This window comes from Streptomyces sp. NPDC005374 (assembly GCF_042872225.1).
Lineage (GTDB): Bacteria > Actinomycetota > Actinomycetes > Streptomycetales > Streptomycetaceae > Streptomyces.
Genome location: NZ_JBIAKA010000027.1, coordinates 18,965 through 44,382, shown reverse-complemented (window position 1 = coordinate 44,382; position 25,418 = coordinate 18,965). Strand labels below are relative to the sequence as shown.

19 protein-coding genes and 1 pseudogene are annotated in these 25,418 nt (G+C 69.4%); 6 read left to right on the top strand and 14 right to left on the bottom strand.

What is annotated here, in order from left to right; genetic code table 11:
• Positions 1-395 precede the first annotated feature (395 nt).
• Positions 396-3,932: pseudogene (gene dnaE / locus ACFYRX_RS43605) on the bottom strand (DNA polymerase III subunit alpha); the annotation flags it as partial.
• A 202-nt stretch (positions 3,933-4,134) separates the two neighbouring features.
• Between dnaE and ACFYRX_RS43600 the strand changes: the two are divergent.
• The 4 genes from ACFYRX_RS43600 (at position 4,135) to ACFYRX_RS43585 (ending at position 8,904) form a co-directional block, all read left to right on the top strand.
• On the top strand, positions 4,135-5,460 hold the full coding sequence (locus ACFYRX_RS43600; RefSeq protein WP_389112575.1) for a DUF2252 domain-containing protein: 1,326 nt from the start codon (positions 4,135-4,137) through the stop codon (positions 5,458-5,460).
• A gap of 91 nt (positions 5,461-5,551) precedes the next feature.
• Positions 5,552-6,244 carry a hypothetical protein gene (locus tag ACFYRX_RS43595; protein WP_389112573.1) on the top strand — a complete coding sequence of 231 codons (693 nt, stop codon included), beginning with the start codon at positions 5,552-5,554 and terminating at the stop codon, positions 6,242-6,244.
• 88 nt (positions 6,245-6,332) lie between these two features.
• A complete protein-coding gene (locus ACFYRX_RS43590) occupies positions 6,333-7,148 on the top strand; it encodes a thioredoxin domain-containing protein (RefSeq protein WP_389112571.1) in 816 nt (271 codons plus the stop codon).
• 97 nt (positions 7,149-7,245) lie between these two features.
• Entirely contained in the window at positions 7,246-8,904 is a 1,659-nt protein-coding gene (locus ACFYRX_RS43585) for an alkaline phosphatase D family protein (RefSeq protein ID WP_389112569.1), read from the top strand.
• Here the strand turns inward: ACFYRX_RS43585 and ACFYRX_RS43580 are convergent.
• Positions 8,901-9,470 carry a dienelactone hydrolase family protein gene (locus ACFYRX_RS43580; protein WP_389112567.1) on the bottom strand — a complete coding sequence of 190 codons (570 nt, stop codon included), beginning with the start codon at positions 9,468-9,470 and terminating at the stop codon, positions 8,901-8,903. The genes ACFYRX_RS43585 and ACFYRX_RS43580 overlap by 4 nt on opposite strands.
• A 117-nt stretch (positions 9,471-9,587) precedes the next feature.
• On the opposite strand from ACFYRX_RS43580, the gene ACFYRX_RS43575 reads away from it, so the two are divergent.
• The gene (locus tag ACFYRX_RS43575) at positions 9,588-10,706 is read left to right on the top strand and encodes a mechanosensitive ion channel family protein (RefSeq protein WP_389112565.1); all 1,119 of its coding nucleotides are present in this window, start codon (positions 9,588-9,590) and stop codon (positions 10,704-10,706) included.
• Positions 10,707-10,757: 51 nt separating this feature from the next.
• On the opposite strand, the gene ACFYRX_RS43570 is transcribed toward ACFYRX_RS43575, so the two are convergent.
• The 6 genes from ACFYRX_RS43570 to ACFYRX_RS43545 form a co-directional block, all read right to left on the bottom strand.
• Positions 10,758-11,498: an SDR family NAD(P)-dependent oxidoreductase gene (locus tag ACFYRX_RS43570; protein WP_389112564.1), complete on the bottom strand. Its 741-nt coding sequence runs from the start codon at positions 11,496-11,498 to the stop codon at positions 10,758-10,760.
• 63 nt (positions 11,499-11,561) lie between these two features.
• A complete protein-coding gene (locus ACFYRX_RS43565) occupies positions 11,562-13,136 on the bottom strand; it encodes a Na+/H+ antiporter (protein WP_389112563.1) in 1,575 nt (524 codons plus the stop codon).
• A 91-nt stretch (positions 13,137-13,227) separates the two neighbouring features.
• A complete protein-coding gene (locus ACFYRX_RS43560) occupies positions 13,228-13,698 on the bottom strand; it encodes a GNAT family N-acetyltransferase (protein ID WP_389112561.1) in 471 nt (156 codons plus the stop codon).
• The gene (locus ACFYRX_RS43555) at positions 13,695-14,639 is read right to left on the bottom strand and encodes an RluA family pseudouridine synthase (RefSeq protein WP_389112560.1); all 945 of its coding nucleotides are present in this window, start codon (positions 14,637-14,639) and stop codon (positions 13,695-13,697) included. The genes ACFYRX_RS43560 and ACFYRX_RS43555 overlap by 4 nt, the downstream gene beginning before the upstream one ends.
• A 49-nt stretch (positions 14,640-14,688) precedes the next feature.
• On the bottom strand, positions 14,689-15,264 hold the full coding sequence (gene lspA / locus ACFYRX_RS43550) for a signal peptidase II (RefSeq protein WP_389112559.1): 576 nt from the start codon (positions 15,262-15,264) through the stop codon (positions 14,689-14,691).
• Positions 15,265-15,325: 61 nt separating this feature from the next.
• On the bottom strand, positions 15,326-16,369 hold the full coding sequence (locus ACFYRX_RS43545; protein ID WP_389112558.1) for a TraR/DksA family transcriptional regulator: 1,044 nt from the start codon (positions 16,367-16,369) through the stop codon (positions 15,326-15,328).
• A 584-nt stretch (positions 16,370-16,953) separates the two neighbouring features.
• Here ACFYRX_RS43545 and ileS point away from each other — a divergent pair.
• Positions 16,954-20,091 (top strand): isoleucine--tRNA ligase, encoded by a 3,138-nt coding sequence (gene ileS / locus ACFYRX_RS43540; protein WP_389112557.1) that lies wholly within the window; start codon positions 16,954-16,956, stop codon positions 20,089-20,091.
• 185 nt (positions 20,092-20,276) lie between these two features.
• Here the strand turns inward: ileS and ACFYRX_RS43535 are convergent, their stop codons facing one another.
• The 6 genes from ACFYRX_RS43535 to ftsZ form a co-directional block, all read right to left on the bottom strand.
• Positions 20,277-21,530 carry a DivIVA domain-containing protein gene (locus ACFYRX_RS43535; RefSeq protein WP_389112555.1) on the bottom strand — a complete coding sequence of 418 codons (1,254 nt, stop codon included), beginning with the start codon at positions 21,528-21,530 and terminating at the stop codon, positions 20,277-20,279.
• A 46-nt stretch (positions 21,531-21,576) separates the two neighbouring features.
• A complete protein-coding gene (locus ACFYRX_RS43530) occupies positions 21,577-21,861 on the bottom strand; it encodes a YggT family protein (protein WP_328746617.1) in 285 nt (94 codons plus the stop codon).
• Positions 21,862-21,932: 71 nt separating this feature from the next.
• Entirely contained in the window at positions 21,933-22,574 is a 642-nt protein-coding gene (locus ACFYRX_RS43525) for a cell division protein SepF (RefSeq protein ID WP_389112553.1), read from the bottom strand.
• A gap of 129 nt (positions 22,575-22,703) precedes the next feature.
• Positions 22,704-23,423 (bottom strand): YggS family pyridoxal phosphate-dependent enzyme, encoded by a 720-nt coding sequence (locus ACFYRX_RS43520; RefSeq protein WP_389112551.1) that lies wholly within the window; start codon positions 23,421-23,423, stop codon positions 22,704-22,706.
• 6 nt (positions 23,424-23,429) lie between these two features.
• Positions 23,430-24,158, bottom strand: a complete 729-nt coding sequence (pgeF, locus tag ACFYRX_RS43515) for a peptidoglycan editing factor PgeF (protein ID WP_389112549.1) — start codon at positions 24,156-24,158, stop codon at positions 23,430-23,432.
• Positions 24,155-25,351: a cell division protein FtsZ gene (gene ftsZ, locus ACFYRX_RS43510; RefSeq protein ID WP_389112547.1), complete on the bottom strand. Its 1,197-nt coding sequence runs from the start codon at positions 25,349-25,351 to the stop codon at positions 24,155-24,157. Before ftsZ ends, pgeF begins: the two co-directional genes overlap by 4 nt.
• Between the last annotated feature and the right edge of the window lie 67 nt (positions 25,352-25,418).

Here is a 25,418-nt window from a genome sequence, read left to right as displayed (position 1 = left end):
GAACTCGATCTTCGGCGTGGCGTTTCGGGGCATCGGGCGGCGACATTCCCTGTCACACACGGTAATTATCCGAAATGCGCCTCTCGTCAGCCTATGTGAATCTGGTCCCGGCCCTGGCCCCTAGATCCCCCTCAGGAGGCAGACCGTCATGGCCAAGAACAAGAAGCAGAACCGTAAGCAGCCGCAGTCCGAGCGTGGCCGCGAGGAGGCGCAGCAGTCCTCGATGGAGGCGCAGACCGAGCAGCGCGCCACCCAGGTGACCCCCGGCGATGTCGCCCGCAAAGGACGGCAGAAGAGCTTCGGGCACAACTGACATCTGCATAAAGGGTTGTTGAGACCCAGGCACACAGAGGGGCGCCCCCCCCCGCGGGGGCGCCCCTCAGGAACTTATCTAAGCCCGCCAGGCAGGACGGGCCGAGCAGCACCTTCAGGTCGCCGAAGAGCGCCGGGTCCGGCTTCACACGGTGCCGGTCCAGCCGTAGCACCGTCGTCCTGCTCGGTCCCTGGAGCCTGATGCGGACCTCGCTCTCGCCCTTGTGGTGACTGAGGATCTCCCCGAGCCTGCTGACCATCGGCGGGGTGACCTTCAGCGCCGGGATGGTGAGGATCACCGGCGCGTTGGTGCCCGCGTTGGACAGGTCCGGGACCTGGAGCTCCATGGCGACCAGGCGGGGTACGTCCTCGCGCTTGTCGAGGCGGCCCTTGACGAACACCACGGCGTCCTCGACGAGTTGGGTCGACACCAGCTGGTAGGTCGCCGGGAAGAACATGCACTCGATGGAACCGGCGAGGTCCTCGACGGTGGCGATCGCCCAGGCGTTGCCCTGCTTGGTCATCTTGCGCTGGAGGCCCGAGATGATGCCGCCGATGGTGACGACCGCGCCGTCGGAGTGCTCGCCGCCGGTGAGCTGGGCGATGCCCGCGTCGGCCTTGTCGGACAGCACGTGCTCCAGGCCGAAGAGTGGGTGGTCGGAGACGTACAGACCGAGCATCTCCCGCTCCTGGGCGAGCAGATAGGTCTTGTCCCACTCGTCCTCGGTGAACTGCACGTCGAGACCGAAGCCGGGTTCGGTGCTCTCCTCCTCACCCATCCCGCCGAAGAGGTCGAACTGGCCCTCGGCCTCCTTGCGCTTGACCTGGACCACGTTGTCGATCATCGGCTCGTACTGGGCGGTGAGGCCCTTGCGGGTGTGGCCCAGGGTGTCGAAGGCGCCCGCCTTGATCAGCGACTCCGTGGTGCGCTTGTTGCAGGCGACCGCCTCGACCTTGTCGAGGTAGTCGGGGAAGGAGCCGTACTTCCCCTTGGCCTTGCGGCTCCTGATGATCGACTCGACCACGTTCGTACCGACGTTGCGCACGGCCTCCAGGCCGAAGAGGATCACGTCGTCGCCCTGCGCGGCGAAGTTGTGCACCGACTCGTTGACGTTCGGCGGGAGCACCTTGATGCCCATGCGCCGGCACTCGTTGAGATAGACGGCCGACTTGTCCTTGTCGTCCTTGACCGAGGTGAGCAGCCCGGCCATGTACTCGGCGGGGTGGTTGGCCTTCAGGTAGGCGGTCCAGTACGAGACCAGGCCGTACGCGGCGGAGTGCGCCTTGTTGAACGCGTATCCGGCGAAGGGGACCAGGACGTCCCACAGGGCCTTGATGGCCTCGTCGCTGTAGCCGTTCTTCTGGGCGCCGGCCTGGAAGATGGTGAAGTTCTTGGCCAGTTCGTCGGGCTTCTTCTTGCCCATCACGCGGCGCAGGATGTCGGCCTCGCCGAGCGAGTAGCCGGCGATGATCTGGGCGGCCTTCTGCACCTGCTCCTGGTAGACGATCAGGCCGTAGGTGACGGCCAGGACCTCCTGGAGGGGCTCCTCCAGCTCCTTGTGGATCGGGGTGATCTCCTGGAGCTTGTTCTTGCGGAGCGCGTAGTTGGTGTGCGAGTCCATGCCCATCGGGCCGGGACGGTAGAGCGCGGAGACGGCGGAGATGTCCTCGAAGTTGTCGGGCTTCATCAGGCGCAGCAGCGAGCGCATGGGGCCGCCGTCGAACTGGAAGACGCCGAGGGTCTCGCCGCGCTGGAGCAGTTCGAAGGTCTTGGGGTCGTCGAGCGGCAGGGCCAGCAGGTCGAGGTCGATGCCCTTGTTGGACTTCACCATCTTGACGGCGTCGTCCATGATCGTCAGGTTGCGCAGGCCGAGGAAGTCCATCTTCAGCAGGCCGAGCGACTCGCACTGCGGGTAGTCCCACTGCGTGATGGTCACGCCGTCGGTGTGCCGCACCCAGATCGGGGCGTGGTCGACGATGGGCTCGCTGGACATGATGACGCCGGCCGCGTGCACACCCATCTGCCGGACCAGGCCCTCGACGCCCTTGGCGGTGTCGATGACCTTCTTGACGTCCGGTTCGTTCTCGTACATCGCGCGGATCTCGCCGGCCTCGCTGTAGCGCGGGTGCGAGGGGTCGGTGATGCCGTTGAGGTCGATGCCCTTGCCGAGGACGTCGGCGGGCATGGCCTTGGTGAGGCGGTCGCCCATCGCGTACGGGTAGCCCAGCACGCGCGCGGAGTCCTTGATGGCGTTCTTCGCCTTGATCTTGCCGTAGGTGCCGATCATGGCGACCTTGTCGGCGCCGTACTTCTCCGTCACGTACCTGATCACCTCGACGCGCCGACGTTCGTCGAAGTCGATGTCGACATCGGGCATGGAGACGCGCTCGGGGTTGAGGAACCGCTCGAAGATCAGGCCGTGCGGGATCGGGTCGAGGTCGGTGATGCCCATGGCGTAGGCGACGATCGAGCCGGCCGCGGAGCCTCGGCCGGGGCCGACCGCGATGCCCTGGTTCTTGGCCCACATGATGAAGTCGGCGACGACGAGGAAGTAGCCCGGGAACCCCATCTGGATGATGACGTCCATCTCGTACTCGACCTGCTTCTGCCGGTCGTCGGGGACGCCGCCGGGGAAGCGGCGGTCCATGCCCCGGCGGACCTCCTCCTTGAACCAGGAGACCTCGGTGTAGCCGTCGGGGATGTCGAACTTCGGCATGAGGTTCTTCGCCTCGAACATGCCGGCCGTGTCGACCATCTCCGCGATCAGGAGGGTGTTGGCACAGCCCTCCTGCCAGGCGTCGGAGGAGTCGACGGCGTACATCTCGTCCGTGGACTTCAGGTAGTACCCGGTGCCGTCGAAGCGGAAGCGGTCCGGGTCGGAGAGGTTCTTGCCGGTCTGGATGCACAGCAGGGCGTCGTGGGCGGTCGCCTCGTGCGCGTACGTGTAGTGCGAGTCGTTGGTGACCAGCGGGGGGATGCCGAGCTTCTTGCCGATCTCCAGGAGGCCGTCACGGACCCGGTGCTCGATCTCGATGCCGTGGTCCATCAGCTCGAGGAAGTAGCGGTCCTTGCCGAAGATGTCCTGGTACTCCGAGGCCGCTTTCAGTGCCTCGTCGTACTGGCCGAGACGCAGCCGGGTCTGGAGCTCGCCGGAGGGGCAGCCGGTGGAGGCGACGATCCCCTCGGACCACTGGGAGATCGTCTCCTTGTCCATCCGGGGCCACTTCTGGAGCCAGCCCTCGGCGTACGCGTCCGAGGAGAGCTTGAAGAGGTTGTGCAGGCCGGTCGAGTTCACGGCCCACATCGTCTTGTGGGTGTAGCCACCGGAACCGGAGACGTCGTCCCGCTTCTGGTGCGGCTGGCCCCACTGGATCTTGCGCTTGTTGCGCCGGGACTCGGGCGCGACGTACGCCTCGATCCCGATGATCGGGGTGACCCCGGCCTTCTTCGCGGTGTGGAAGAAGTCGTACGCCCCGTGCAGGTTGCCGTGGTCGGACATGGCGATATGGGTCATGCCCATCTCGTTGCACGCGTTGAACATGTCCTTGAGCCGCGCGGCACCGTCCAGCAGGGAGTACTGGGTGTGGACGTGCAGGTGCGTGAACGGCGGCTTTGACACGGCGTGGCCTCCATGGAAAACACTCGGCGACAGTGGACGGACACTTCGGGGGACAGCGTCGAAGTGTATGCCTCGGGACTGACACTCAGAGGGTCGCCCCGCGTACCTTCACAGCGAGGGCCGCGGGCACTTTCGCCCGGACCCGCCCGTTGGAGAGACGACAGAAACGCTGTCGTACACATGCACCAGGAGGCACCCCGCGATGTCGGTACCGCAGCTCAACGACGAGCACCGCGGCGAGGAGATCCTTGCCGTCTTCGACACCGCCTTCGGCGAGCTCCTGGCCGCCGACCCGGCCGCGTTCCGCGTGAAGTTCCGCAAGATGGCGGCCTCGGCGTTCGCGTTCTACCGGGGTACCGCCGCGCTCTTCTACCACGACCTCGACGCCGAGAAGAGGGGCGGCCCGTACCTGGACGAGCGCACCTCGCGCGTGTGGATCCACGGCGACCTGCACGCGGAGAACTTCGGCACGTACATGGACTCCAACGGCCGGCTGATCTTCAACGTCAACGACTTCGACGAGGCCTACGTCGGCCCCTTCACGTGGGACCTCAAGCGCTTCGCCGCCTCCGTGGCGCTGATCGGGTACGCCAAGGCCCTCGGCGACGACCAGATCAGCGAGCTGGTGCGGGTGTACGCGGCCGCGTACCGCGAGCGGATCCACGCCCTGGCCACCGGCGCCAAGAGCGACGAGGTGCCGCCCTTCACCCTGGACACCGCCGAGGGCCCCCTCCTGGACGCGCTGCGCGACGCCCGCTCCCTGACCCGCTTCGGGCTGCTGGAGTCGATGACGGAGATCCGTGACTTCGAGCGCCGCTTCGCGGGCGGCGGCGGCTCCATCGAGCTGGACGCGGCCACCCGCTACAAGGTCCTCGCGGCCTTCGACGGCTACCTGGAGACCCTGCCGGAGACCTCCCTGGCCCGTCCGGACTCCTACCGCGTCAAGGACGTCGTGGGCCGCCGGGGCATCGGCATCGGCTCGGCCGGACTGCCGTCGTACAACATCCTCCTGGAGGGCCACAGCGACGCCCTGGAGAACGACGTCGTGATCTACATCAAGCAGGCCCAGACCCCGGCCGTCTCCCGGCACATCACCGACCCGGCGATCCGCGACTACTTCCAGCACGAGGGCCACCGCACGGTGATCTCCCAGCGCGCCCTCCAGCAGCACGCCGACCCGTGGCTGGGCTGGACCGAGCTGAGCGGGGCCGGCCAGCTGGTCGCCGAGATCTCGCCGTACGCCGTGGACCTGGACTGGGGCGACATCGACGACCCCGAGGAGATCGCGGCGGTCGTCGCCGACCTCGGCCGGGCCACGGCCACCATGCACGGGGCGGCGGACGACCAGTCCGGCGAGTCCCTGGTGCCGTTCTCCACGGAGCGGGCCATCGACGCGGCGATCGCGGCCGACGAGGAGGGCTTCGCGGGCCTCCTGGTCGACTTCGCGCACAGCTACGGCGCACGCGCGCGCGGCGACCACCAGACCTTCGTGGACCTGTTCCGCAACGGCCGCATTCCGGGCCTGTGACCGGACCCACACCGCCGCCCATAACGATAGGGCCGCTCACAGGGACCCTTTAGGGGTCCCTTACAGGCCCGCGTGTCAGACTCTCCACGCTATGGACATATCCGGGACCCCGCTACGAGCGCTCCGCGCGGCGCTGTTCACGGCACTCGTCGTGACACTCAGCACCGCGTCGCACGTGCTGCTGTCCCGGGCCCCCCTGCCCTTCAACACGGTGGCGGCCGTCGCCGTCGCCGTGTTCGCGCTCGCCTACGCGCTGGCCGGCCGTGAGCGCGGCTTCGGGCGGATCGCCGCCGTGCTGATCCCGCTGGAGCTGGCCGCCGACACCGTCTTCACCACCGGCCAGCACGTCTGCTACGGCGCCGCGGGCGGCCCGGTCACCGGCCCGCTGCGCTCGGTCGGCTGGGACCTGTTCTGCGGCGACGGCACCGGCGTCGGCTCACCGCTGGCCCGGATGACCGGCACCGACACCCACCGGCTCGGCGGCCTGCTGGCGCACGCCGACCCGCGGACCGCCTGGCTGCTGCTCGGCGCGCACCTCGTCGTCGGCCTCCTCGCGGCCGCCTGGCTGCGCCGCGGCGAGCGGGCCCTGGCCCAGCTGCTGCGGGCCGTGGCCGCCACGACCTTCCGCCCGCTGCTGCTGGCGGCCGCCGCGCTGCGGGTACGGCCGGCCCCCGGGACGAACCGCCCGGTGCGGCCGGGCCGCCGTACAGCGGTCGTTCTCGAAGAGATCCTCGTGCACTCCCTGGGACGGCGTGGACCGCCGTGCTCGGTCGCTTTCGCGTAAAGCCTGAAGCCCGAAGAGCACTGAGCACCACCAGTCCCCCTACGTACCCCGCACACGACGTGTGCGCGTCCCCTTACGGAGAACACCCATGAGCAAGCGGAACAGCCAGCAGGCGAAGACCGCCGCCCGCGAGCGGCTGCGCGCCGAACGCGAGCGCCAGGCCAAGCGCGACAAGGTCAAGCGGCAGGTCATCGTCGCCTGCTCCATAGTCGGCGTCCTGGCGATAGCCGGCGGCATCAGCTACGCGGTCGTCCAGGGCAACAAGCCCAGCTACTGGGAAGAGGCCAAGAACGACAAGCTCGTCAAGCCGGCCAACACCACGGGCACCGACGGCACGACGGTCGTCATGGGCAAGAGCACGGCCAAGAAGACCCTGGTCATGTACGAGGACCCGCGCTGCCCGGTCTGCGCCCAGTTCGAGGAGACCGTCGGCCCGACGGTGAAGAAGGACTTCGACGCGGGCAAGTACAAGATCCAGTACGTCGGCGCGAGCTTCCTCGACGGCAACCTCGGCGGCGAGGGCTCCAAGAACGGCCTCAGCGCCCTCGGCGCCGCCCTGAACGTCAGCCCCGAGGCGTTCCTCGAGTACAAGACCGCGATGTACTCCACGAAGTGGCACCCCGAGGAGAGCGGTCCCGACAAGTTCAAGGACGACTCCTACCTCATCAAGATCGCGCAGACCGTCCCGGCGCTGAAGGACAACAAGGCCTTCCAGAACGCCGTGAAGAAGGGCACCTACGACAAGTGGGCCCTGGACATGTCCGAGAAGTTCAACAAGGACGGCGTGACGGGCACCCCGACCCTGAAGATGGACGGCAAGACGCTGACCGGTTCCGACGGCAAGAGCGCGCCGATGACGGTCGCCGACTTCACCACGGCGCTCGACGCGGCCCTGAAGGCCTGACAGCGCCCTTCGGCCGAGGAGACCTTCGGTAAAAGAGCGGGCGAACTTTTCCCGGTTCGCCCGCTCTCGTTCATACCGATCAGTAACCTGATCGGCCGTGACCAGTCGATACAGATCGTCCGAGCCCGCCAACTCCCTCAACCCGCGCCGCCGTACGGTCGTCAAGGCCGCGGCGGCCACTGCCGTCCTGGCCGCCCCGCTCGCCGCCGCCCTGCCGGCCCGCGCGGCCGACGCCCCCGTCTTCCTGCACGGCGTCGCCTCCGGCGACCCCCTCCCGGACGGCATCCTGCTGTGGACCCGGGTGACCCCGGCCGCCGACGCCGTGCCCGGTTCCGGGCTCGGCCCGGACACCGAGGTCAGCTGGACCGTCGCCAAGGACAAGGCCTTCACAACCGTCGTCGCCAAGGGCTCCCTGACCGCGACCGCCGCCTCTGACCACACCGTCAAGGCGGACATCCGAGGCCTCACGCCCTCGACCGACTACTGGTTCCGCTTCTCGGCCGGCGGCACCGACTCCCCGGCGGCGCGCACCCGCACCGCGCCGGCGGCGGACGCGGCCGTCACGGGCCTCCGCTTCGGCGTGGTCTCCTGCGCCAACTGGGAGGCCGGCTACTTCTCGTCGTACCGCCATCTCGCGGCCCGCGGCGACCTGGACGCCTGGCTGCACCTGGGCGACTACATCTACGAGTACGGCACCGGCGACTACGGCACCCGGGACACCGTCGTACGGCAGCACGCGCCGACCCACGAGATCCTCACCCTCGCCGACTACCGGACACGGCACGGGAAGTACAAGACCGACGCCGACCTCCAGGCCCTGCACGCGGCCGCCCCCGTCATAGCGATCTGGGACGACCACGAGTTCGCCAACGACGCCTGGTCGGGTGGTGCCGAGAACCACACCGAGGGCGCGGAGGGCACCTGGACGGCACGTCAGGCTGCCGCCAAGCAGGCCTACTTCGAGTGGATGCCGGTGCGCCCGGCCATAGCGGGCACCACCTACCGGCGCCTGCGCTTCGGCAAGCTGGTCGACCTCTCCCTGCTCGACCTGCGCTCCTTCCGCTCCCAGCAGGTCGCCGTGGGCAACGGCTCGGTCGACGACCCGAACCGTACGATCACGGGCCGGGCCCAACTGGACTGGCTCAAGGCCGGCCTGAAGTCCTCCGACACGACCTGGCGGCTGGTCGGGAACTCCGTGATGATCTCGCCGTTCGCGATCGGCTCGCTCTCGGCGGACCTGCTGAAGCCGCTGGCCGAGCTCCTCGGCCTGCCCAAGGAGGGGCTCGGCCTCAACACCGACCAGTGGGACGGCTACACGGACGACCGCCGTGAACTCCTGGCCCACCTGCGCTCGAACGCGATCCGCAACACCGTCTTCCTGACCGGCGACATCCACATGGCGTGGGCCAACGACGTGCCCGTGGACGCCGGCACCTACCCGCTGTCGGCCTCGGCCGCCACGGAGTTCGTCGTCACCTCGGTGACCTCCGACAACCTCGACGACCTGGTGAAGGTCCCCGAGGGCACGGTCACCGCGCTCGCCGCGCCGGTCATCCAGCTCGCCAACCGGCACGTCCACTGGGTCGACACCGACCGCCACGGCTACGGCGTCCTGGACATCACCGCCGACCGGGCGCAGATGGACTACTACGTCCTGTCCGACAAGACCAAGCAGAACGCGACCTCGTCCTGGGAGCGTTCGTACCGCACGCGGACCGGCACGCAGAAGGTCGAGCGGACGTACGACCCCGTCTAGAGCGTCTCCAGGAAGCCGAGCGCCACCCGCCAGGTGGCCTCGGCGGCCTCCTCGTCGTAGTCCGGGAGGTCGGGGTCGGTGTAGAGGTGACCGGCCCCGGCGTATCTGTAGACCTCCACGTCGGCCCCGGTGCGGCCGAGTTGGAGATACCAGGCGCTCAGCCAGTCGTCGGTCTCGAAGGGGTCCGGCTCGGCCACGTGCAGCTGGACCGGCAGGTCGTCCGCGGTCGCGTTCGGTGCGATGTCCGAGGTGCCGTGCAGGAGCAGCAGTCCGCGGGCCCGCTCGTCGCCGAGGGCGAGGGTCTGCGCGATCGAGGCGCCGAGCGAGAAGCCGGCGTAGACGAGGCCGCGTTCGGAGTAGGGCGCGGCGGCCAGGACGGCCCGCTTGAGCAGTTCGTCCTTGCCGATGCCCTCGTTGAAGGCCATGCCCTCCTCGACCGTCTCGAACGTGCGCCCCTCGAAGAGGTCCGGCGTCCACACCTCGTGCCCGGCCTCCCGCAGCCGGTCGGCGGCCTGACGGACGGCGGGCCTGAGGCCGTAGGTCGAGTGAAAGAGCATGATGTTCATGAGGCCATGGTGCCAGCCGGTACCGACAGTGCCGTCGGGTGCCCACGCGCGCGTGTACCCGCTCCGCGTTCGAAGTCACATGTTCATGACCGCCCCGGTCCGGTTAGGTTCGGGGACATGGTGAACGTACTCCGCCCGCTGATCGTGTTCGGCGGCTCGGTGCTGCTCACGCTGCTGATCGGCTGGGCCACCGACCGTCTGCTGCGCAAGGCCGACGCACGGCACAGCGAGACCCCGATGTGGGATCTGCTGCGCCGCGGCCGTATCCCCTACCAGCTCGTGCTGTGCGCGGCCATGCTGAGAGGGTCGTACGACGAGGCGCGGGTTCTGGAGGGGCACAGCGCGGGTATCGGCCAGACGCTGACGCTGGTCCTGATCGGGGCGACCGCCTGGCTGTTGATCCGGATCGCCGCCGCGATCGTGGAGACGACGTACACCCGCTACGCGCGCGCCCACCACGACCCCGCGCGGGTCCGCAGGGTGCGCACCCAGGTCACGCTGATCATGCGGGTGGTCGCCGCGACCGTCGGCGTGGTGGCCGTGGCGGCGATGCTGCTGACGTTCCCCGCGATGCGCGCGGCCGGTGCCTCGCTGCTGGCCTCGGCCGGAATCCTCGGCATCGTCGCCGGTGTCGCCGCGCAGTCGACGCTCAGCAACATGTTCGCGGGCCTGCAGATCGCCTTCGGTGACATGGTGCGCATAGGCGACACGGTGGTGGTGGACGGCGAGTGGGGCACGGTCGAGGAGATCACCCTGACCTTCCTGACCGTGCGGACCTGGGACGAGCGCCGGATCACCATGCCGGTGTCGTACTTCACCTCGAAGCCGTTCGAGAACTGGTCCCGCGGCACCCCGCAGATGACCGGCATCGTGTTCTGGCACGTCGACCACACGGCCCCCGTGGAGCTGATGCGCGAGCGGCTGCGGGACATCCTGCGCGAGTGCCCCGCCTGGGACGGCCGCGACTACGGCCTGGCCGTCACCGACACCACCCCGAACACCATGCAGGTACGCGCCCTGGTGACCGCCAAGGACGCCGACGACATCTGGACGGTACGGGTCACGGTCCGCGAGCAGATGATCCGCTGGCTGACCGATCACCATCCGTACGCGTTGCCCCGGGTCAACACGGCGGACGCGACACTGGCTCCGGGATTCCGGGCGCCGGACGGCAACCCGCGCAACGGCGAGGCACCCCGCCGGGCCCACGAAACACCACGAACAGGACGCGGCTGACAGCCCCTCGCGCCGCTGGGTGCCTGCACCCGCCCAGCGGCGCGGACGCCGTCAATGCCCCCTCTCCGCCCCACCGTTGACCTGCACGACCTGCGATGTCACATGCCCGGCCCCCGCCGACGCCAGCCAATGAAGCGTGGCGGCAACGTCCCCAGGCGTCCCAGCCCGCCCGGTGGACGTGTCCCCGATCAGCCGCTCCCGCCGAGCGGGATCAATGGCCGCGCCGAAGAACTCCGTGTCCTCGATGTACCCGGGCGCCACCACGTTCGCGGTGATCCCCCGCGGCCCCAAGTCCCGGGCGAGATCATGGGCGTACGGATGCAGTCCCGCCTTGGCCGCCGCGTACGCCCCGTTCCCGGACCCCCGGTACGCGGCGATGGAACTCACGAACAGCACCCGCCCTCCCGGCGAGGAGAGCCGGTCCTTCAGCCCCTCGGTGAGGAGCGCCGCGGTCAGCAGATTGAGCCGGAAGTTCACGGTCCAGTTGTGCGCGACGGCGTCGAGCGGATCGGCGCTCTCCACGCCCGGTTCGAGCTGCCCCGTCCCGCCGGCACTGTGGATCAGCACGTCCACGGTCCCGAACTCCCGTTCCACGAACCCGACGACCCCGCGCACCGCGTCGACGTCACCCAGGTCGGCGGCATACGTCAGCGCCCCAGGCACCCCGGCGTTCTCCAGCACCTCCGCGCGCCGCCCGAGCAGCAACACCCGATCCCCCTCGGCGGCGAACACCTGCGCCGCCGCAAGACCGATTCCCGTTCCGCCACCGCTGATCACCACATTGCGAGCCATACGGGGACCCTACAAACACACCGCGGACGAGCTCATCGGCTTCACATGATCGTCGCAGTCATGTCATCGCATGCTGCGAACGTCGAGATGCCTCAGCACCCGGTCCACGATCTCGGGGTCGGCCCCCGGCTCACTGCGCGCCGCCAGCACCTCGTGCCGCGCCGCGCTCAGCATCTCCGCCTGGATCCGCCGCATCCGCTTGAGCCGGCGCCGGGCCTCGCGCCGCTCCTCGTCGCCCATCTCGGGGGAGATCCGTACGCCGATCTCGAACGCCCGCCGCAGCATCTGTTCGGACAGTTCCTCCGGCAGTTCCTCCACGCTCTCGATCTCCCGCAGCCGCTTCTTGGCCGCCTTCGCCGCGCGGACCGCGAGGGTCTTCTCGAACTCCATCTCCCGCTCGTTGTCCGCCCGCACCCCCAGCCGCTTCACCAGCCACGGCAGCGTGAGCCCCTGCAGCACGAGCGTCGCCATGATCACCCCGAACGCGATGAACACGATCTCGTCTCGGTCGGGGAACCCCGCCCCGGAGTCGGTCTCCAGCGGAATGGCCAGCGCCAGCGCCACGGACGCCACGCCGCGCATCCCGGACCACCACATGACGACGGTCTCCCGCCATCCCATCGGGATCTCCTCGTCGATGTCCCGCTTGGCGTGCATCCGCTTGGTGAGCCAGGTGGCCGGCAGCAGCCACAGCAGCCGTACGAGCACGACCACGCCCACGATCGCCGCGGCCCAGCCGAGCATCTCGCCCCAGCGCCCGGAGGCGGTGCGGATCGCGTTGTGCAGTTCGAGTCCGATGAGCCCGAACGCCACGCCGGTCACCAGCGTGTCGACGATGGACCAGAAGGTGTGCCCGGCGAGCCGGGTCATCACGTCGTCGGCGTCGGTGGCGTACTCGGCGATGAACAGGGCGGTGGTCAGCACCGCGAGCACACCGGACCCGTGGAGCTCCTCGGCGAGCACGTAGGAGGCGTACGGCACGAGTACGGTCAGCCCGATCTGCAGGGTGGCGTCGCCCAGCAGGTCCATCAGCTTGTTGGCGCCCCAGCCCAGCGCGAGCCCCACCGCGACGGCGACCACCGCGGAGAGCACCAGCTCGAACACGGCCTCTCCCGGCGTGAATGAGCCGCTCACGGCGGCGGCGACGGCCACGTGGTAGAGCACGATCGCCGTCACGTCGTTGAAGAGCCCCTCGCCCTCCAGGATGGACACCAGCCTGCGCGGCAGCCCGAGTTGACCTGCGACCGCGGTCGCGGCGACCGGGTCGGGCGGTGCGACCAGCGCGCCGAGCGCGACGGCGGCGGCGATCGGCAGCCCGGGCACGATGGAGTGGGCGACGACCGCCACGCACAGGGTCGTGACGAACACGAGCGCGACGGCGAGCAGGAAGATCGGCCGCTTGTTGGCCGCGAACTGGCGCCATGAGGTCCGCCGCACCGCCGCGTACAGCAACGGCGGCAACAGGATGGGCAGGATCAGCTCGGGCGGGATCTCGACGTTGGGCACGAAGTCCAGCACCGCGAGCACTATGCCGAGCAACGTCATCAGAACCGGCGCCGGCAATCCGAACCGGTCCCCCACCGGGACACTGATCAGAGCCCCCAGCAACAACACGAACAACAGGGCCAACTGATCCACGGTCAGTACTCCGGGCAGCTCGACGAACCAACGGTCCCTTCAGTCTGCCCCTGTACGCGCGGACCATCTCGACCGCCGCTCCTGGCGGCCGTCAGAGAACGCGCCGCATGGCCCTGTGCGGGATCCCCGCCTCCGGATACTCCGGTCCGTACGCCACGTATCCCAGCCGCTCGTAGAACCCCAGTGCGTGCGTCTGCGCGTGCAGGTCCACGGCAGCCAGCCCACGCGCGCGTGCCGCGTCCTCGACGGCCCGCACCAGCGCCGCGCCCACCCCGAGTCCGCGCGCCGCCTGCGTCACCGCGAGCCGCCCCAGCGACCCCACCGTCAGGTCACCGCCGGTCTTCCCGGCCGCCGCCTCGCCGTACAGCAGCCGCCCGGCCCCGATCGGCTCACCGTCCTCCCGCACGGCCAGCACATGGACCGCCACGGCGTCGTAGGCGTCGTACTCGAGATCCTCGGGCACGCCCTGCTCGCCGACGAAGACCTCCTTGCGCACGGCGAAGCAGGCCTCACGGTCGGCGGGGTCCTCGGCGACCCGGACCGTGTACGCGCGCGTGCTCACCCGTAGGTCTCCTCGCGCACCAGGTCCAGAGCCTGCTGCAGGTCCTGCGGGTACTCGCTCGCGAACTCCACCCACTCCCCGTCCCCGGGGTGCTCGAAGCCGAGCCGCACGGCGTGCAGCCACTGCCGGGTCAGCCGCAGCCGCTTGGCGAGCGTCGGGTCGGCGCCGTACGTCAGGTCGCCGACGCAGGGGTGGCGGTGGGCCGCCATGTGCACGCGGATCTGGTGGGTGCGCCCGGTCTCCAGCTTCACGTCGAGCAGGGAGGCCGCACGGAACGCCTCGATGAGGTCGTAGTGCGTCACGGAGGGCTTGCCCTCGGCGGTGACCGCCCACTTGTAGTCGTGGTTGGGGTGGCGGCCGATGGGCGCGTCGATGGTGCCGCTGGTCGGGTCCGGGTGGCCCTGGACGAGCGTGTGGTACCGCTTGTCGACCGTGCGCTCCTTGAACTGCCGCTTGAGCGAGGTGTACGCCCGCTCCGACTTGGCCACGACCATCAGACCCGAGGTGCCCACGTCGAGCCGGTGGACGATGCCCTGGCGCTCGGCGGCACCGGAGGTCGAGATGCGGTACCCGGCGGCGGCGAGCCCGCCGATCACGGTGGTCCCGGTCCAGCCCGGCGAGGGGTGCGCGGCCACGCCGACCGGCTTGGCGATCACGACCACGTCGTCGTCGTCGTGCACGATCTCCATGCCCTCGACCGGCTCGGCGACGATCTGCACGGGCGCGGGCGCCTGCGGCATCTCGACCTCCATCCAGGCCCCGCCGTGCACCCGCTCGGACTTCCCGACCACCGACCCGTCGACCGTGACCTTCCCCGAGGCGGCGAGCTCGGCCGCCTTGGTACGGGAGAAGCCGAACATGCGGGAGATGGCGGCGTCGACGCGCTCGCCCTCCAGGCCGTCGGGCACGGGCAGGGTACGGATCTCGGGAATGGTGCTCACCCGTCGAGTATGCAGGACCGCACCGACAGCCCCGACCGGCGCCTGTGGATCAGTCCTTGTGGACGGTCCCGTCCGGGTCGAGCCCCTTGAAGGACAGCAGCACGATCAGGATGCCGCCGCACACGATCGCCGAGTCGGCGAGGTTGAAGACGGCGAAGTGCTTGGGCGCGATGAAGTCGACGACATGTCCCTTGAAGACACCCGGCGAGCGGAAGATCCGGTCGGTGAGGTTGCCCAGGGCGCCGCCCAGCAGCAGGCCGAGCGCGATCGCCCAGGGCAGGCTGTAGAGCTTGCGGGCGAGGCGCATGATCACCACGATCACGGCCACCGCGATCAGCGTGAAGATGACCGTGAAGGCCTGCCCGAAACCGAACGCCGCGCCCGGGTTGCGGATCGCGCTGAGCTCCAGCCAGTCCCCGACGATGTGGATCGCTTCCCGGTGCTCCAGCTTGGCGACCACGATCATCTTGCTGACCAGGTCGAGGGCGTACGCGAAGGCGGCCACCGTGAACAGCACGGCGATACGGCGCCCGCCCTTGGGCCGCGCCGTCTGGTCCTGCTCCGGCTCGGCCCCCGCCGCCTCTGGGGTGTCCGGCGTACCGATGATGCGCTCCGCCTCTGTCACGTGAGTCCCTCGACCTAGGTACCTGACTGAGGACGAGGGTACGACACGCCTCCAAGGACCCTCAGTACCGGCGTTCCTGCTTCTGCTTGCACTCCACGCACAGGGTGGCCCGCGGGAAGGCCTGCATCCGTGCCTTGCCGATGGCGTTGCCGCAGTTCTCGCACAGACCGTAGGTGCCGGCGTCGAGCCGTCCCAGGGCGCGCTCGGCCTGCAGGAGCATCTCGCGCGCGTTGGCCGCGAGGGCCATCTCGCTCTCCCGCGTGATGTTCTTGGTCCCGGTGTCGGCCTGGTCGTCGCCCGCGCCGTCCCCGGAGTCCCGCATGAGACCCACCAGGGACTCCTCGGAGGTGGCGATCTCGGTGCGCAGGCGCAGGACCTCGGCCGTGAGTTCCGCGTGGGCCTCCTCGACCTCCTCCGGCGTCCACGGATCCTCACCGGGGCGCACCGCGAGCTCGCCGGGCTCCACCGCGACGGCACGCGCGTTGGGTACGGCGGTCTTGGCCGCCGTGGCCGTGCCAGAAGTCTTCTTCGCAACCACCGTCGTGGCTCCCGTCTTGTTCGCGGCCTCGGCCGCGCCCGCCTTCTTGGCCGTGCTCTTCCTGGCCGCCCGTTTCGTGGGCGTGCTCTTCCCGGAGGTGCCCTGCCCGGCGGCCCCCTGGGGGGCACCGGCCTGCGTGGCGACCGTCTTCCCGACCGCGGTGTCCTTCGCGGCCGTCTTCTTCGCCGCGCTCTTCGTCGCGACCGTGCTCTTGGCGACCGCCTTCTTCGCGACAGCCTTCTTCTTGGTGTCCGAAGCCTTCTTCGCGACCGGGGCCTTCTTGGTGACCGAGGCCTTCTTGGTGACCGAGGCCTTGCCGACGCCCTTGGTGGTGTCCGAAGCCCCGCCGACCGGTGCCTCGGGCTCCGGTCTTCCGGACGCGTCCCCCTCCTCGGTCAGGGCCTTCCCGGCACCCGCGCGCGTGCTCTTCACGGCCGCCTTCCTGACAGCGCTGTCCGGCGCCGCCCTCGTACTCTTCTTCGCGCCCGCGTCCTTGGCCGCACCACCGGAGGCATGCGTGGACCGGCCCGACGCCGACTTCTGTACGGCGGTCTTCTTCGCCACCATGCCGCGGCCCCTTCACATATTGTGATCTTGCTCGCGAATCGTGCTGGGACGATAAATCGACTTGAGTCCCGCGGCAACGGGGCACGCCGCCCGATCCGCCCGTCCCAGACGTGCCGGGCAGGAGGCATGCATGCGTTGTGCCCAGCTCCCCGCCAGGTAATCCGCCGGACCGCCCGTCCCAGAATCCGAACAGCCGTGCCGCGCCATTCGGGTCACTCCGAGCGCTACGGCGGTCTCCCCGCCCGGCCCCTAAAAACCGGTCGGCCACTGTCCCCGGGGCGCCGTACACTGGGCGGAGCGAGAAGCGTGGATGGGGACGAGTAGCGGCGTACGCAGCCCAGAGCGACCCGGGGACGGTGGAAGCCCGGGGGCGAGCGCGACGTGAAGATCACCCCGGAGCCGCCGGAAGAAAGCCTGCAGGGGCTGGTAGACCCGGCATCGCGACCCCAATGAGGGGGCTCACCGACGCACACCAGGTGTCGGCGGGCCAAGGAGGGTGGTACCGCGGGAGCGCGCCGAAACCGGCGCACGGACTCTCGTCCCTCCGGACGGAAGGCAGCAAGTCCGCCGGAGGAAGCTCGCTGATGACAACGCCGACGTACCGCCAGGTGCCCGCCCAGGTCGACCTGCCCGCCCTCGAGCACGCCGTGCTCGACTTCTGGCACGAGCAGAAGATCTTCGCCAAGACCCTGGAGCAGTCCGAGGGCCGCCCCGAGTGGGTGTTCTACGAGGGCCCGCCCACCGCCAACGGCATGCCGGGCGCCCACCACATCGAGGCGCGCGTCTTCAAGGACGTCTTCCCCCGCTTCCGCACCATGCGCGGCTACCACGTGGCCCGCAAGGCCGGCTGGGACTGCCACGGCCTCCCGGTCGAGCTCGCCGTGGAGAAGGAGCTCGGCTTCTCCGGCAAGCAGGACATCGAGACGTACGGCATCGCGGAGTTCAACGACAGGTGCCGCGAGTCCGTGACCCGGCACACCGACGCCTTCGAGGCGCTCACGACCCGCATGGGCTACTGGACCGACCTCCAGGACCCCTACCGCACGATGGACCCGGAGTACATCGAGTCCGTCTGGTGGTCGCTGAAGACGATCTTCGACAAGGGCCTGCTGGTCCAGGACCACCGCGTCGCCCCCTGGTGTCCGCGCTGCGGCACCGGCCTCTCCGACCACGAACTGGCGCAGGGCTACGAGACGGTCGTGGACCCGTCCGTGTACGTCCGTTTCCCGCTCACCTCCGGTCCGCTCGCCGGTGACGCCGCGCTCCTGGTGTGGACGACGACCCCCTGGACGCTGGTGTCCAACACGGCGGTCGCCGCGCACCCGGAAGTCACCTACGTCGTCGTGACCGACGGCGCGGAGAAGCTCGTCGTCGCCGAGCCGCTCGTCGCCAAGTCGCTCGGCGAGGGCTGGGAGACCACCGGCCAGTCCTTCACCGGTGCCGAAATGGAGCGCTGGACCTATCAACGTCCGTTCGAGCTCGTGGAGTTCCCAGCAGAGGCCCATTACGTGGTCAACGCCGAGTACGTCACGACCGAGGACGGCACGGGTCTGGTCCACCAGTCCCCCGCCTTCGGTGAGGACGACCTCAAGGTCTGCCGCGCGTACGGCCTGCCGGTGGTGAACCCGGTCCGCCCCGACGGCACCTTCGAGGAGGACGTCCCGCTGGTCGGCGGCGTCTTCTTCAAGAAGGCGGACGAACAGCTCACCGAGGACCTCCAGCAGCGCGGCCTCCTCTTCAAGCACATCCCGTACGAGCACAGCTACCCGCACTGCTGGCGCTGCCACACCGCGCTCCTCTACTACGCGCAGCCGTCCTGGTACATCCGCACCACCGCCGTCAAGGACCGCCTCCTCCAGGAGAACGAGAACACCAACTGGTTCCCGGAGACGGTCAAGCACGGCCGCTTCGGCGACTGGCTGCAGAACAACATCGACTGGGCGCTGTCCCGCAACCGCTACTGGGGCACCCCGCTGCCCATCTGGCGCTGCGAGGACGACCACCTCACCGTCGTCGGCTCCCGCGCGGAGCTCACCGAGCTGACCGGCACGGACCACTCCGAGCTGGACCCGCACCGCCCGTACATCGACGCGGTCACCTTCGCGTGCCCCCAGTGCGAGAAGACGGCCACGCGCGTGCCGGAGGTCATCGACGCCTGGTACGACTCGGGTTCGATGCCGTTCGCACAGTGGGGCTACCCGTACCGGAACAAGGAACTGTTCGAGTCCCGTTACCCCGCTCAGTTCATCAGCGAGGCCATCGACCAGACCCGCGGCTGGTTCTACACGCTGATGGCCATCGGCACCCTGGTCTTCGACAAGTCCTCGTACGAGAACGTCGTCTGCCTCGGCCACATCCTCGCCGAGGACGGCCGCAAGATGTCCAAGCACCTGGGCAACACCCTGGAGCCGATCCCGCTGATGGACCGGCACGGCGCCGACGCGGTCCGCTGGTTCATGGCGGCCGGCGGCTCCCCCTGGGCGGCTCGCCGCGTCGGTCACGGCACGATCCAGGAAGTGGTGCGCAAGACCCTCCTCACCTACTGGAACACGGTCGCCTTCCAGGCCCTGTACGCCCGTACGTCCGGCTGGGCGCCGAGTGCGGCCGACCCGGCCCCGGCCGACCGCCCGGTCCTGGACCGCTGGCTGCTGTCCGAACTGCACGCGCTGACCGACCAGGTGACCCAGTCCCTGGAGTCCTACGACACCCAGCGCGCCGGAAAGCTCCTCTCGGCGTTCGTCGACGACCTGTCCAACTGGTACGTACGCCGGTCCCGGCGCCGCTTCTGGCAGGGCGACAAGGCCGCGCTGCGCACCCTTCACGAGGTCGTCGAGACGGTCACCAAGCTGATGGCTCCGCTGACCCCGTTCATCACCGAGCGGGTCTGGCAGGACCTGGTCGTGCCGGTCACCCCGGACGCCCCGGAGTCCGTGCACCTGACCACCTGGCCGGAGGCGGACCTCACGGCGATCGACCCTGAGCTGTCGAAGCAGATGGTCCTGGTCCGCCGGCTCGTCGAGCTGGGCCGGGCCACGCGCGCGGAGTCGGGCGTGAAGACCCGTCAGCCGCTGTCCCGGGCCCTCATCGCCGCGACCGGCTTCGGTTCCCTCGACCGTGAGCTGCACGCGCAGATCACGGAGGAGCTGAACGTGAGCTCGCTCGCATCCCTGAGCGAGGTCGGCGGCAGCCTCGTCGACACCACCGCGAAGGCCAACTTCCGCGCCCTGGGCAAGCGTTTCGGCAAGCGCGTCCAGGACGTGGCCAAGGCCGTCGCCAACGCCGACGCGGCCGCCCTCTCCCTGGCCCTGCGCGAGGGCACGGCGTCGGTAGAGGTCGACGGCGAGACGGTCACGCTGGCCCCCGACGAGGTGATCATCACGGAGACCCCCCGCGAGGGCTGGTCGGTGGCGTCCGACTCGGGTGCGACGGTCGCCCTGGACCTGGAGATCACCGAGGAGCTCCGCCAGGCGGGCCTGGCCCGTGACGCGATCCGCCTGATCCAGGAGGCCCGCAAGAACAGCGGCCTCGACGTGGCCGACCGCATCGCCCTGCGCTGGACGGCGACGGACCCGGCGGTGATCGCGGCCCTGTCCGAGCACAGCTCCCTGATCGCCGACGAGGTCCTGGCGACGGACTTCGCCCAGGCCGAGGCGGACGACACCTACGGCACCCCGTTCACCGACGAGGGCCTGTCCCTGACGTTCCGCCTGCGCAAGGCATAAGCACATGGCTGCGGGCCGGTGGGGGCTGGTCCTTGGGGGCGCGGGGAACTGCGCAAAACGCCCGCCCCCACCGCACCCGCTCCCGCTCCCTGCTCAAGCCAAGCGCAGCAAAAGGGCGGGGCCCCGGATCAAAATCCGGGGCCCCGCCCTGAACGCCGCCGACGCCTAAGGCGTACTAGAGGCCGTCAGTTGTCGTCCTCATCGATGAGGAACCCACGCATCGGCGAGGGAGCCTGGCCCATCGGGCCCGGACCCTGCGGCCGTACCGGCGCCATCGGCTGGGTCATCGCGGGCGACATCTGCTGCTGACCGCCGTAGGACGGAGCGGCCGGCGAAGGGCCGCCACCCATGCCCTGGTTGCCGTAGGACGGAGCGCTCGCGCCGGCCGGAGCCATGGACGGCGCCGGGGACGGCGGCAGCGACGCGGTCGCCGGGGTCCGCGGCGGGGCCAGCGAGTCGTCGGCCTGGGTCTCCAGCTGACGCAGCTGCGACTCGAGGTACGACTTCAGACGCGTGCGGTACTCGCGCTCGAAGCCGCGCAGGTCCTCGACCTTGCGCTCCAGCGTGGCGCGAGCGGACTCCAGGGAGCCCATCGCGACGCGGTGCTTCTCCTGCGCGTCCCGCTCCAGGGCGTCGGCCTTGGCACGGGCGTCCCGCTCAAGACCCTCGGCACGCGAACGCGCCTCGCCGACAATCTTGTTGGCCTCGGAACGGGCCTCGGCGATCGCCTGGTCGGCGGTCTGCTGGGCCAGCGAGAGGACTCGGGCGGCGCTGTCGCCACCGGGACCCTGACCGGGGCCACCCATCGGACCACCCATGGGGCCGCCCATCGGGCCACCCATCTGCTGCTGCATGGGCTGACCGCCCATCGTGCCCTGACCCATGGGGCCCTGGCCCATCGGACCCTGGCCCATGGGGTTCTGACCCATCGGACCCTGACCCATCGGACCCTGGCCCATGGGGCCCTGACCCTGCGGGCCACCCTGCCCGCCGGGACCGGCGGGCAGCTGCGGCGCACCACTCGGCAGCTGGGGCGGGCCGCCCATGGGGCCGCCCATCTGCTGCGGCGGACCGGATATGCCGGCCGGCACGGGGGCACCGGGACCGGGCCCACGCATGCCCTGCTGCGGCATTCCCTGCCCGGGCATACCGCCCTGCTGCATGCCGCCCTGCTGCATACCACCTTGTTGCATGCCGCCCTGCTGCATGCCGCCCTGCTGGTCCTGCTCCGGGGGCTTGCGCATGTTCTGCTGGTTCTGGGCGGCAGCGCGCGTGGCCGCGGCCAGCTTGGCGCGCAGGTCCTCGTTCTCGCGGAGCAGTCGCGTCAGTTCGGCTTCGACCTCATCGAGGAAGGCATCGACCTCGTCCTCGTCATAGCCTTCTCGGAGGCGGACGGTCGTGAACTGCTTGTTCCGCACGTCCTCGGGGGTCAACGGCATCTCTTCACCTCAACGTAGTCGTCGGCATTCGGCAAGACCGTATCGTTCACAGCCGGCTCACGACGGAGATCAGGATGTAGACGATGATCATCAGTACGAAGAAGGACAGGTCGAGCGCCACGCCCCCGAGACGCAACGGCGGGATGACCCGCCGCAGAAGCTTGAGCGGTGGATCAGTGACAGTGTAAGTGGCCTCCAGAACGACCACCATCGCCTTGCCTGGTTGCCATGAGCGGGCGAACTGGAAGACGTAATCCATGACCAACCGGAAGATGAGCACGATGAGGAAACACATCAGCGCGATGTAGACGATCTGAACAACCACGCTCATTGCTGGTGCTTCCCTCTCCCCTGTTTCCGTGCTGCTGGGTACTGCTTGTCCTGCGATTCCGGTCCTGCGTCTCAGCTCTGGTTGAAGAACCCGCCCTCTGCGATGCGGGCCTTGTCCTCCGCCGTGACATCGACGTTAGCAGGCGACAACAGGAACACCTTCTGCGTCACCCGCTCGATGCTGCCGTGAAGACCAAACACCAAACCGGCCGCAAAGTCGACAAGTCGCTTGGCGTCTGTGTCATCCATCTCAGTCAGATTCATGATCACCGGGGTGCCCTCACGGAAGTGTTCCCCGATGGTACGGGCCTCGTTGTAGGTCCGGGGGTGAAGTGTGGTGATCCGGTAAGGCTCTCGTTCCGACACGACCTTGGGCATGATCACCGGTGCGTTCTTCTCCAGGCTTGCGCGCTCTTGTGTGATGGATGCCACGGGCGCGATACGCGCGGGGCGCACCGATTCCGCGAGCGGCGAAGAGGATCGGGGCATCGGGTCGCGCGGCACCGAGGACTGCACGACTCTGACCGATTCGTCCCTTTCGGGCTGAAGTGCCTGATGGGACTGGTGTGACGGCTCGTGCCGTCGGCGGTCCCGCTCGGGCTCCGGGTCGAGTTCGGGCTCGAAGTCGTCGTCGGGGTCAAACCCGCGGCCGTCGTACCCGTCGTCCTCCACGAGGCCGAGGTAGACCGCCATCTTGCGCATCGCGCCGGCCATTCTCTGAGTCCTCCGCTCTGTGGTGGATCGGCTGACGACTGCCAAGTGCCCGCGATCCACGAGGTCGTTACGACCGCCCTCCGGCGGTAATGACCATATTTTCTGCTGTGGTCCGACTTCTTGGCGACGTTACCCGAGCCTGGGGCGGACTCCGAGTACCGCGGTGCCGACGCGTACATGTGTCGCCCCTGCAGCCACGGCCTGTTCGAGGTCCGCACTCATCCCTGCCGAGACCATGGTGGCAGCCGGATGGGATCGGCGCAGGTCGGTCGACAAATCCATCAACCGCTCGAACGCCGCCTGTTCGCGTCCCGCGTACTCGCCGGTGAGCGGAGCGACGGTCATCAGCCCGTCGAGACGCAGTCCCGGAGCACGGGCCACGAGTCCGGCCAACTCCTCGATTCCACCCGGCGCCACCCCACCCCGCTCCCCTCGCTCGCTCGCTCCGGCGTCCAGCGCGACCTGGATGAGACATCCCACTTCGCGCCCGACCTTCACGGCCTCCTTCGAGAGGGCCGTCACCAACTTCGAACGATCGACGGACTGCACAAGATCCGCGTAACCGACCACAGATCGCACCTTGTTGGTCTGCAACTGACCGACAAAGTGCCAAGTAAGCGGCAGATCCGTACATTCGGCCGCCTTGGGGGCAGCGTCCTGGTCCTTGTTCTCGGCGACGTGCCGCACGCCGAGCTCCGACAGGATGCGCACGTCGCTCGCGGGGTAGGTCTTGGTGACCACGATGAGGGTCACCTCCTCCCGCTTGCGCTCGGAGGCCGCGCACGCGGCGGCGATGCGCTCCTCCACTTTCGCCAGGTTCACGGCGAGTTCGTCTTTACGGTCCGTCATGTCCCGTCAGCCCAGCCAGACATATCCCGCGAGTCGCCCCGTGGTGCGATCGCGGCGGTACGAGAAGTGGTCGCCCGACTCGCGCGTGCAGACCGGCGACTGCTGCCGGTCGCGCACCCCGAGCCGGTCGAGTTGCGCGTCCACTCCGGCGGTCACGTCGACCGCGGGGGTGCCCCAACTCGTCTCGGCGTGCGCCGCGGGTTCGACGGCGGCGACGTCGGCGCGCATCTCCTCGGGCACTTCGTAGCACCTGCCGCAGACCGCGGGTCCGGTGCGGGCGACGATCCGGGCGGGGTCGGCGCCGAGTTCCGTCATCGCGCGCAGCGCCGCGGGGACGACTTCGGCGACCATGCCGGGTCGGCCCGCGTGGGCCGCCGCCGCGATACCGGCGACCGGGTCGGCGAGCAGGACGGGAACGCAGTCGGCGGTGAGGACGGCGAGGGCGAGACCGCGTTCAGCGGTCACGATCGCGTCGACCGCCGGCACCGGCCCCTCCCCCCACGGCGCGGAGACCTCCACGACGTCCGCCCCGTGCACCTGGTTCATCCAGACCACCCGGGCGGGATCGAGTCCCAGCGACTTGGCGGCGAGTTCACGATTGGTCCCCACGGCGACGGGGTCGTCGCCGACCGCCCCGCCGAGGTTGAGCTCCTCATACGGAGCGGCGCTCACCCCGCCCCACCTGTCGGTGAAGGCGAAGTGCGCGCCGCTCACGCTTTCGCGCTGTCCTATCACTTCAGGAAGTCCGGGACGTCCAGCTCCTCGGCCGCGCTGTCGGAGTAGGTCCGCGACGGCGGGACCGGCGGGGCGACCGGGAGGTCGGCGACCGGCTCGGGCGCGGGCTCCGAGTCCTCCTTCGGCGTGACGCTGCCGAGCGAACCGAAGGACGGGCGGCTCTCGGTCTGCCGTACCGGAGTGGGCTCCTCGCGGCGGGCCGACGTCGACGACGAGCCCATGACGGTCTCCCGGCGGGTCGGCGGCTGCCCCCCGTCGAAGCCGGCGGCGATCACCGTGACGCGGACCTCGTCGCCGAGGGCGTCGTCGATGACCGCGCCGAAGATGATGTTGGCCTCGGGGTGGGCGGCCTCGCTCACCAGCTGGGCCGCTTCGTTGATCTCGAACAGGCCGAGGTCGGAGCCGCCGGAGATGGAGAGCAGCACACCGCGGGCGCCGTCGATGGACGCCTCGAGGAGCGGCGAGGAGATCGCCATCTCGGCCGCGGCAACCGCGCGGTCGTCGCCGCGGGCCGAGCCGATGCCCATGAGAGCCGAACCGGCCTCGGACATGACCGACTTGACGTCGGCGAAGTCGAGGTTGATCAGACCGGGGGTGGTGATCAGGTCTGTGATGCCCTGGACGCCGGACAGGAGGACCTGGTCGGCCGACTTGAAGGCGTCGAGCACCGAGACCTGGCGGTCCGAGATGGACAGCAGCCGGTCGTTGGGGATGACGATGAGGGTGTCGACCTCTTCGCGGAGTTCCGCGATGCCGTCCTCGGCCTGGTTGGCCCGTCGCCGTCCCTCGAAGGTGAACGGGCGGGTGACCACGCCGATGGTGAGGGCGCCGAGGGTGCGGGCGATGTTGGCCACGACGGGTGCGCCGCCGGTGCCGGTGCCGCCGCCCTCGCCGGCCGTCACGAAGACCATGTCGGCCCCCTTGAGGACCTCCTCGATCTCCTCGCGGTGGTCCTCGGCGGCCTTGCGGCCGACGGCCGGGTTGGCTCCGGCGCCGAGTCCGCGGGTGAGTTCACGGCCGACGTCGAGCTTGACGTCGGCGTCGCTCATCAACAGCGCCTGCGCGTCGGTGTTGATGGCGATGAACTCGACGCCCTTGAGACCGACCTCGATCATCCGGTTGATGGCATTGACACCACCGCCGCCGACACCGATGACTTTGATGACTGCGAGGTAGTTCTGCGGTGCTGCCACGTCGAAGGCCTCTCGCCTCGAGTTACGTGTCGTCGCTTCGCGGGTGAGTGCGATCCGACGACTGATG

Coding starts and splice junctions, on each gene's coding strand:
- ACFYRX_RS43580 (WP_389112567.1), bottom strand. CDS start 9,470: ATGAACATCATGCTCTTTCACTCGACCTACGGCCTCAGGCCCGCCGTC.
- ACFYRX_RS43595 (WP_389112573.1), top strand. CDS start 5,552: ATGGACATATCCGGGACCCCGCTACGAGCGCTCCGCGCGGCGCTGTTC.
- ACFYRX_RS43570 (WP_389112564.1), bottom strand. CDS start 11,498: ATGGCTCGCAATGTGGTGATCAGCGGTGGCGGAACGGGAATCGGTCTT.
- ACFYRX_RS43575 (WP_389112565.1), top strand. CDS start 9,588: ATGGTGAACGTACTCCGCCCGCTGATCGTGTTCGGCGGCTCGGTGCTG.
- ACFYRX_RS43520 (WP_389112551.1), bottom strand. CDS start 23,423: ATGACGGACCGTAAAGACGAACTCGCCGTGAACCTGGCGAAAGTGGAG.
- ACFYRX_RS43545 (WP_389112558.1), bottom strand. CDS start 16,369: ATGGTGGCGAAGAAGACCGCCGTACAGAAGTCGGCGTCGGGCCGGTCC.
- ileS (WP_389112557.1), top strand. CDS start 16,954: ATGACAACGCCGACGTACCGCCAGGTGCCCGCCCAGGTCGACCTGCCC.
- ACFYRX_RS43535 (WP_389112555.1), bottom strand. CDS start 21,530: ATGCCGTTGACCCCCGAGGACGTGCGGAACAAGCAGTTCACGACCGTC.
- ACFYRX_RS43590 (WP_389112571.1), top strand. CDS start 6,333: ATGAGCAAGCGGAACAGCCAGCAGGCGAAGACCGCCGCCCGCGAGCGG.
- ACFYRX_RS43530 (WP_328746617.1), bottom strand. CDS start 21,861: ATGAGCGTGGTTGTTCAGATCGTCTACATCGCGCTGATGTGTTTCCTC.
- ACFYRX_RS43600 (WP_389112575.1), top strand. CDS start 4,135: ATGTCGGTACCGCAGCTCAACGACGAGCACCGCGGCGAGGAGATCCTT.
- ACFYRX_RS43525 (WP_389112553.1), bottom strand. CDS start 22,574: ATGGCCGGCGCGATGCGCAAGATGGCGGTCTACCTCGGCCTCGTGGAG.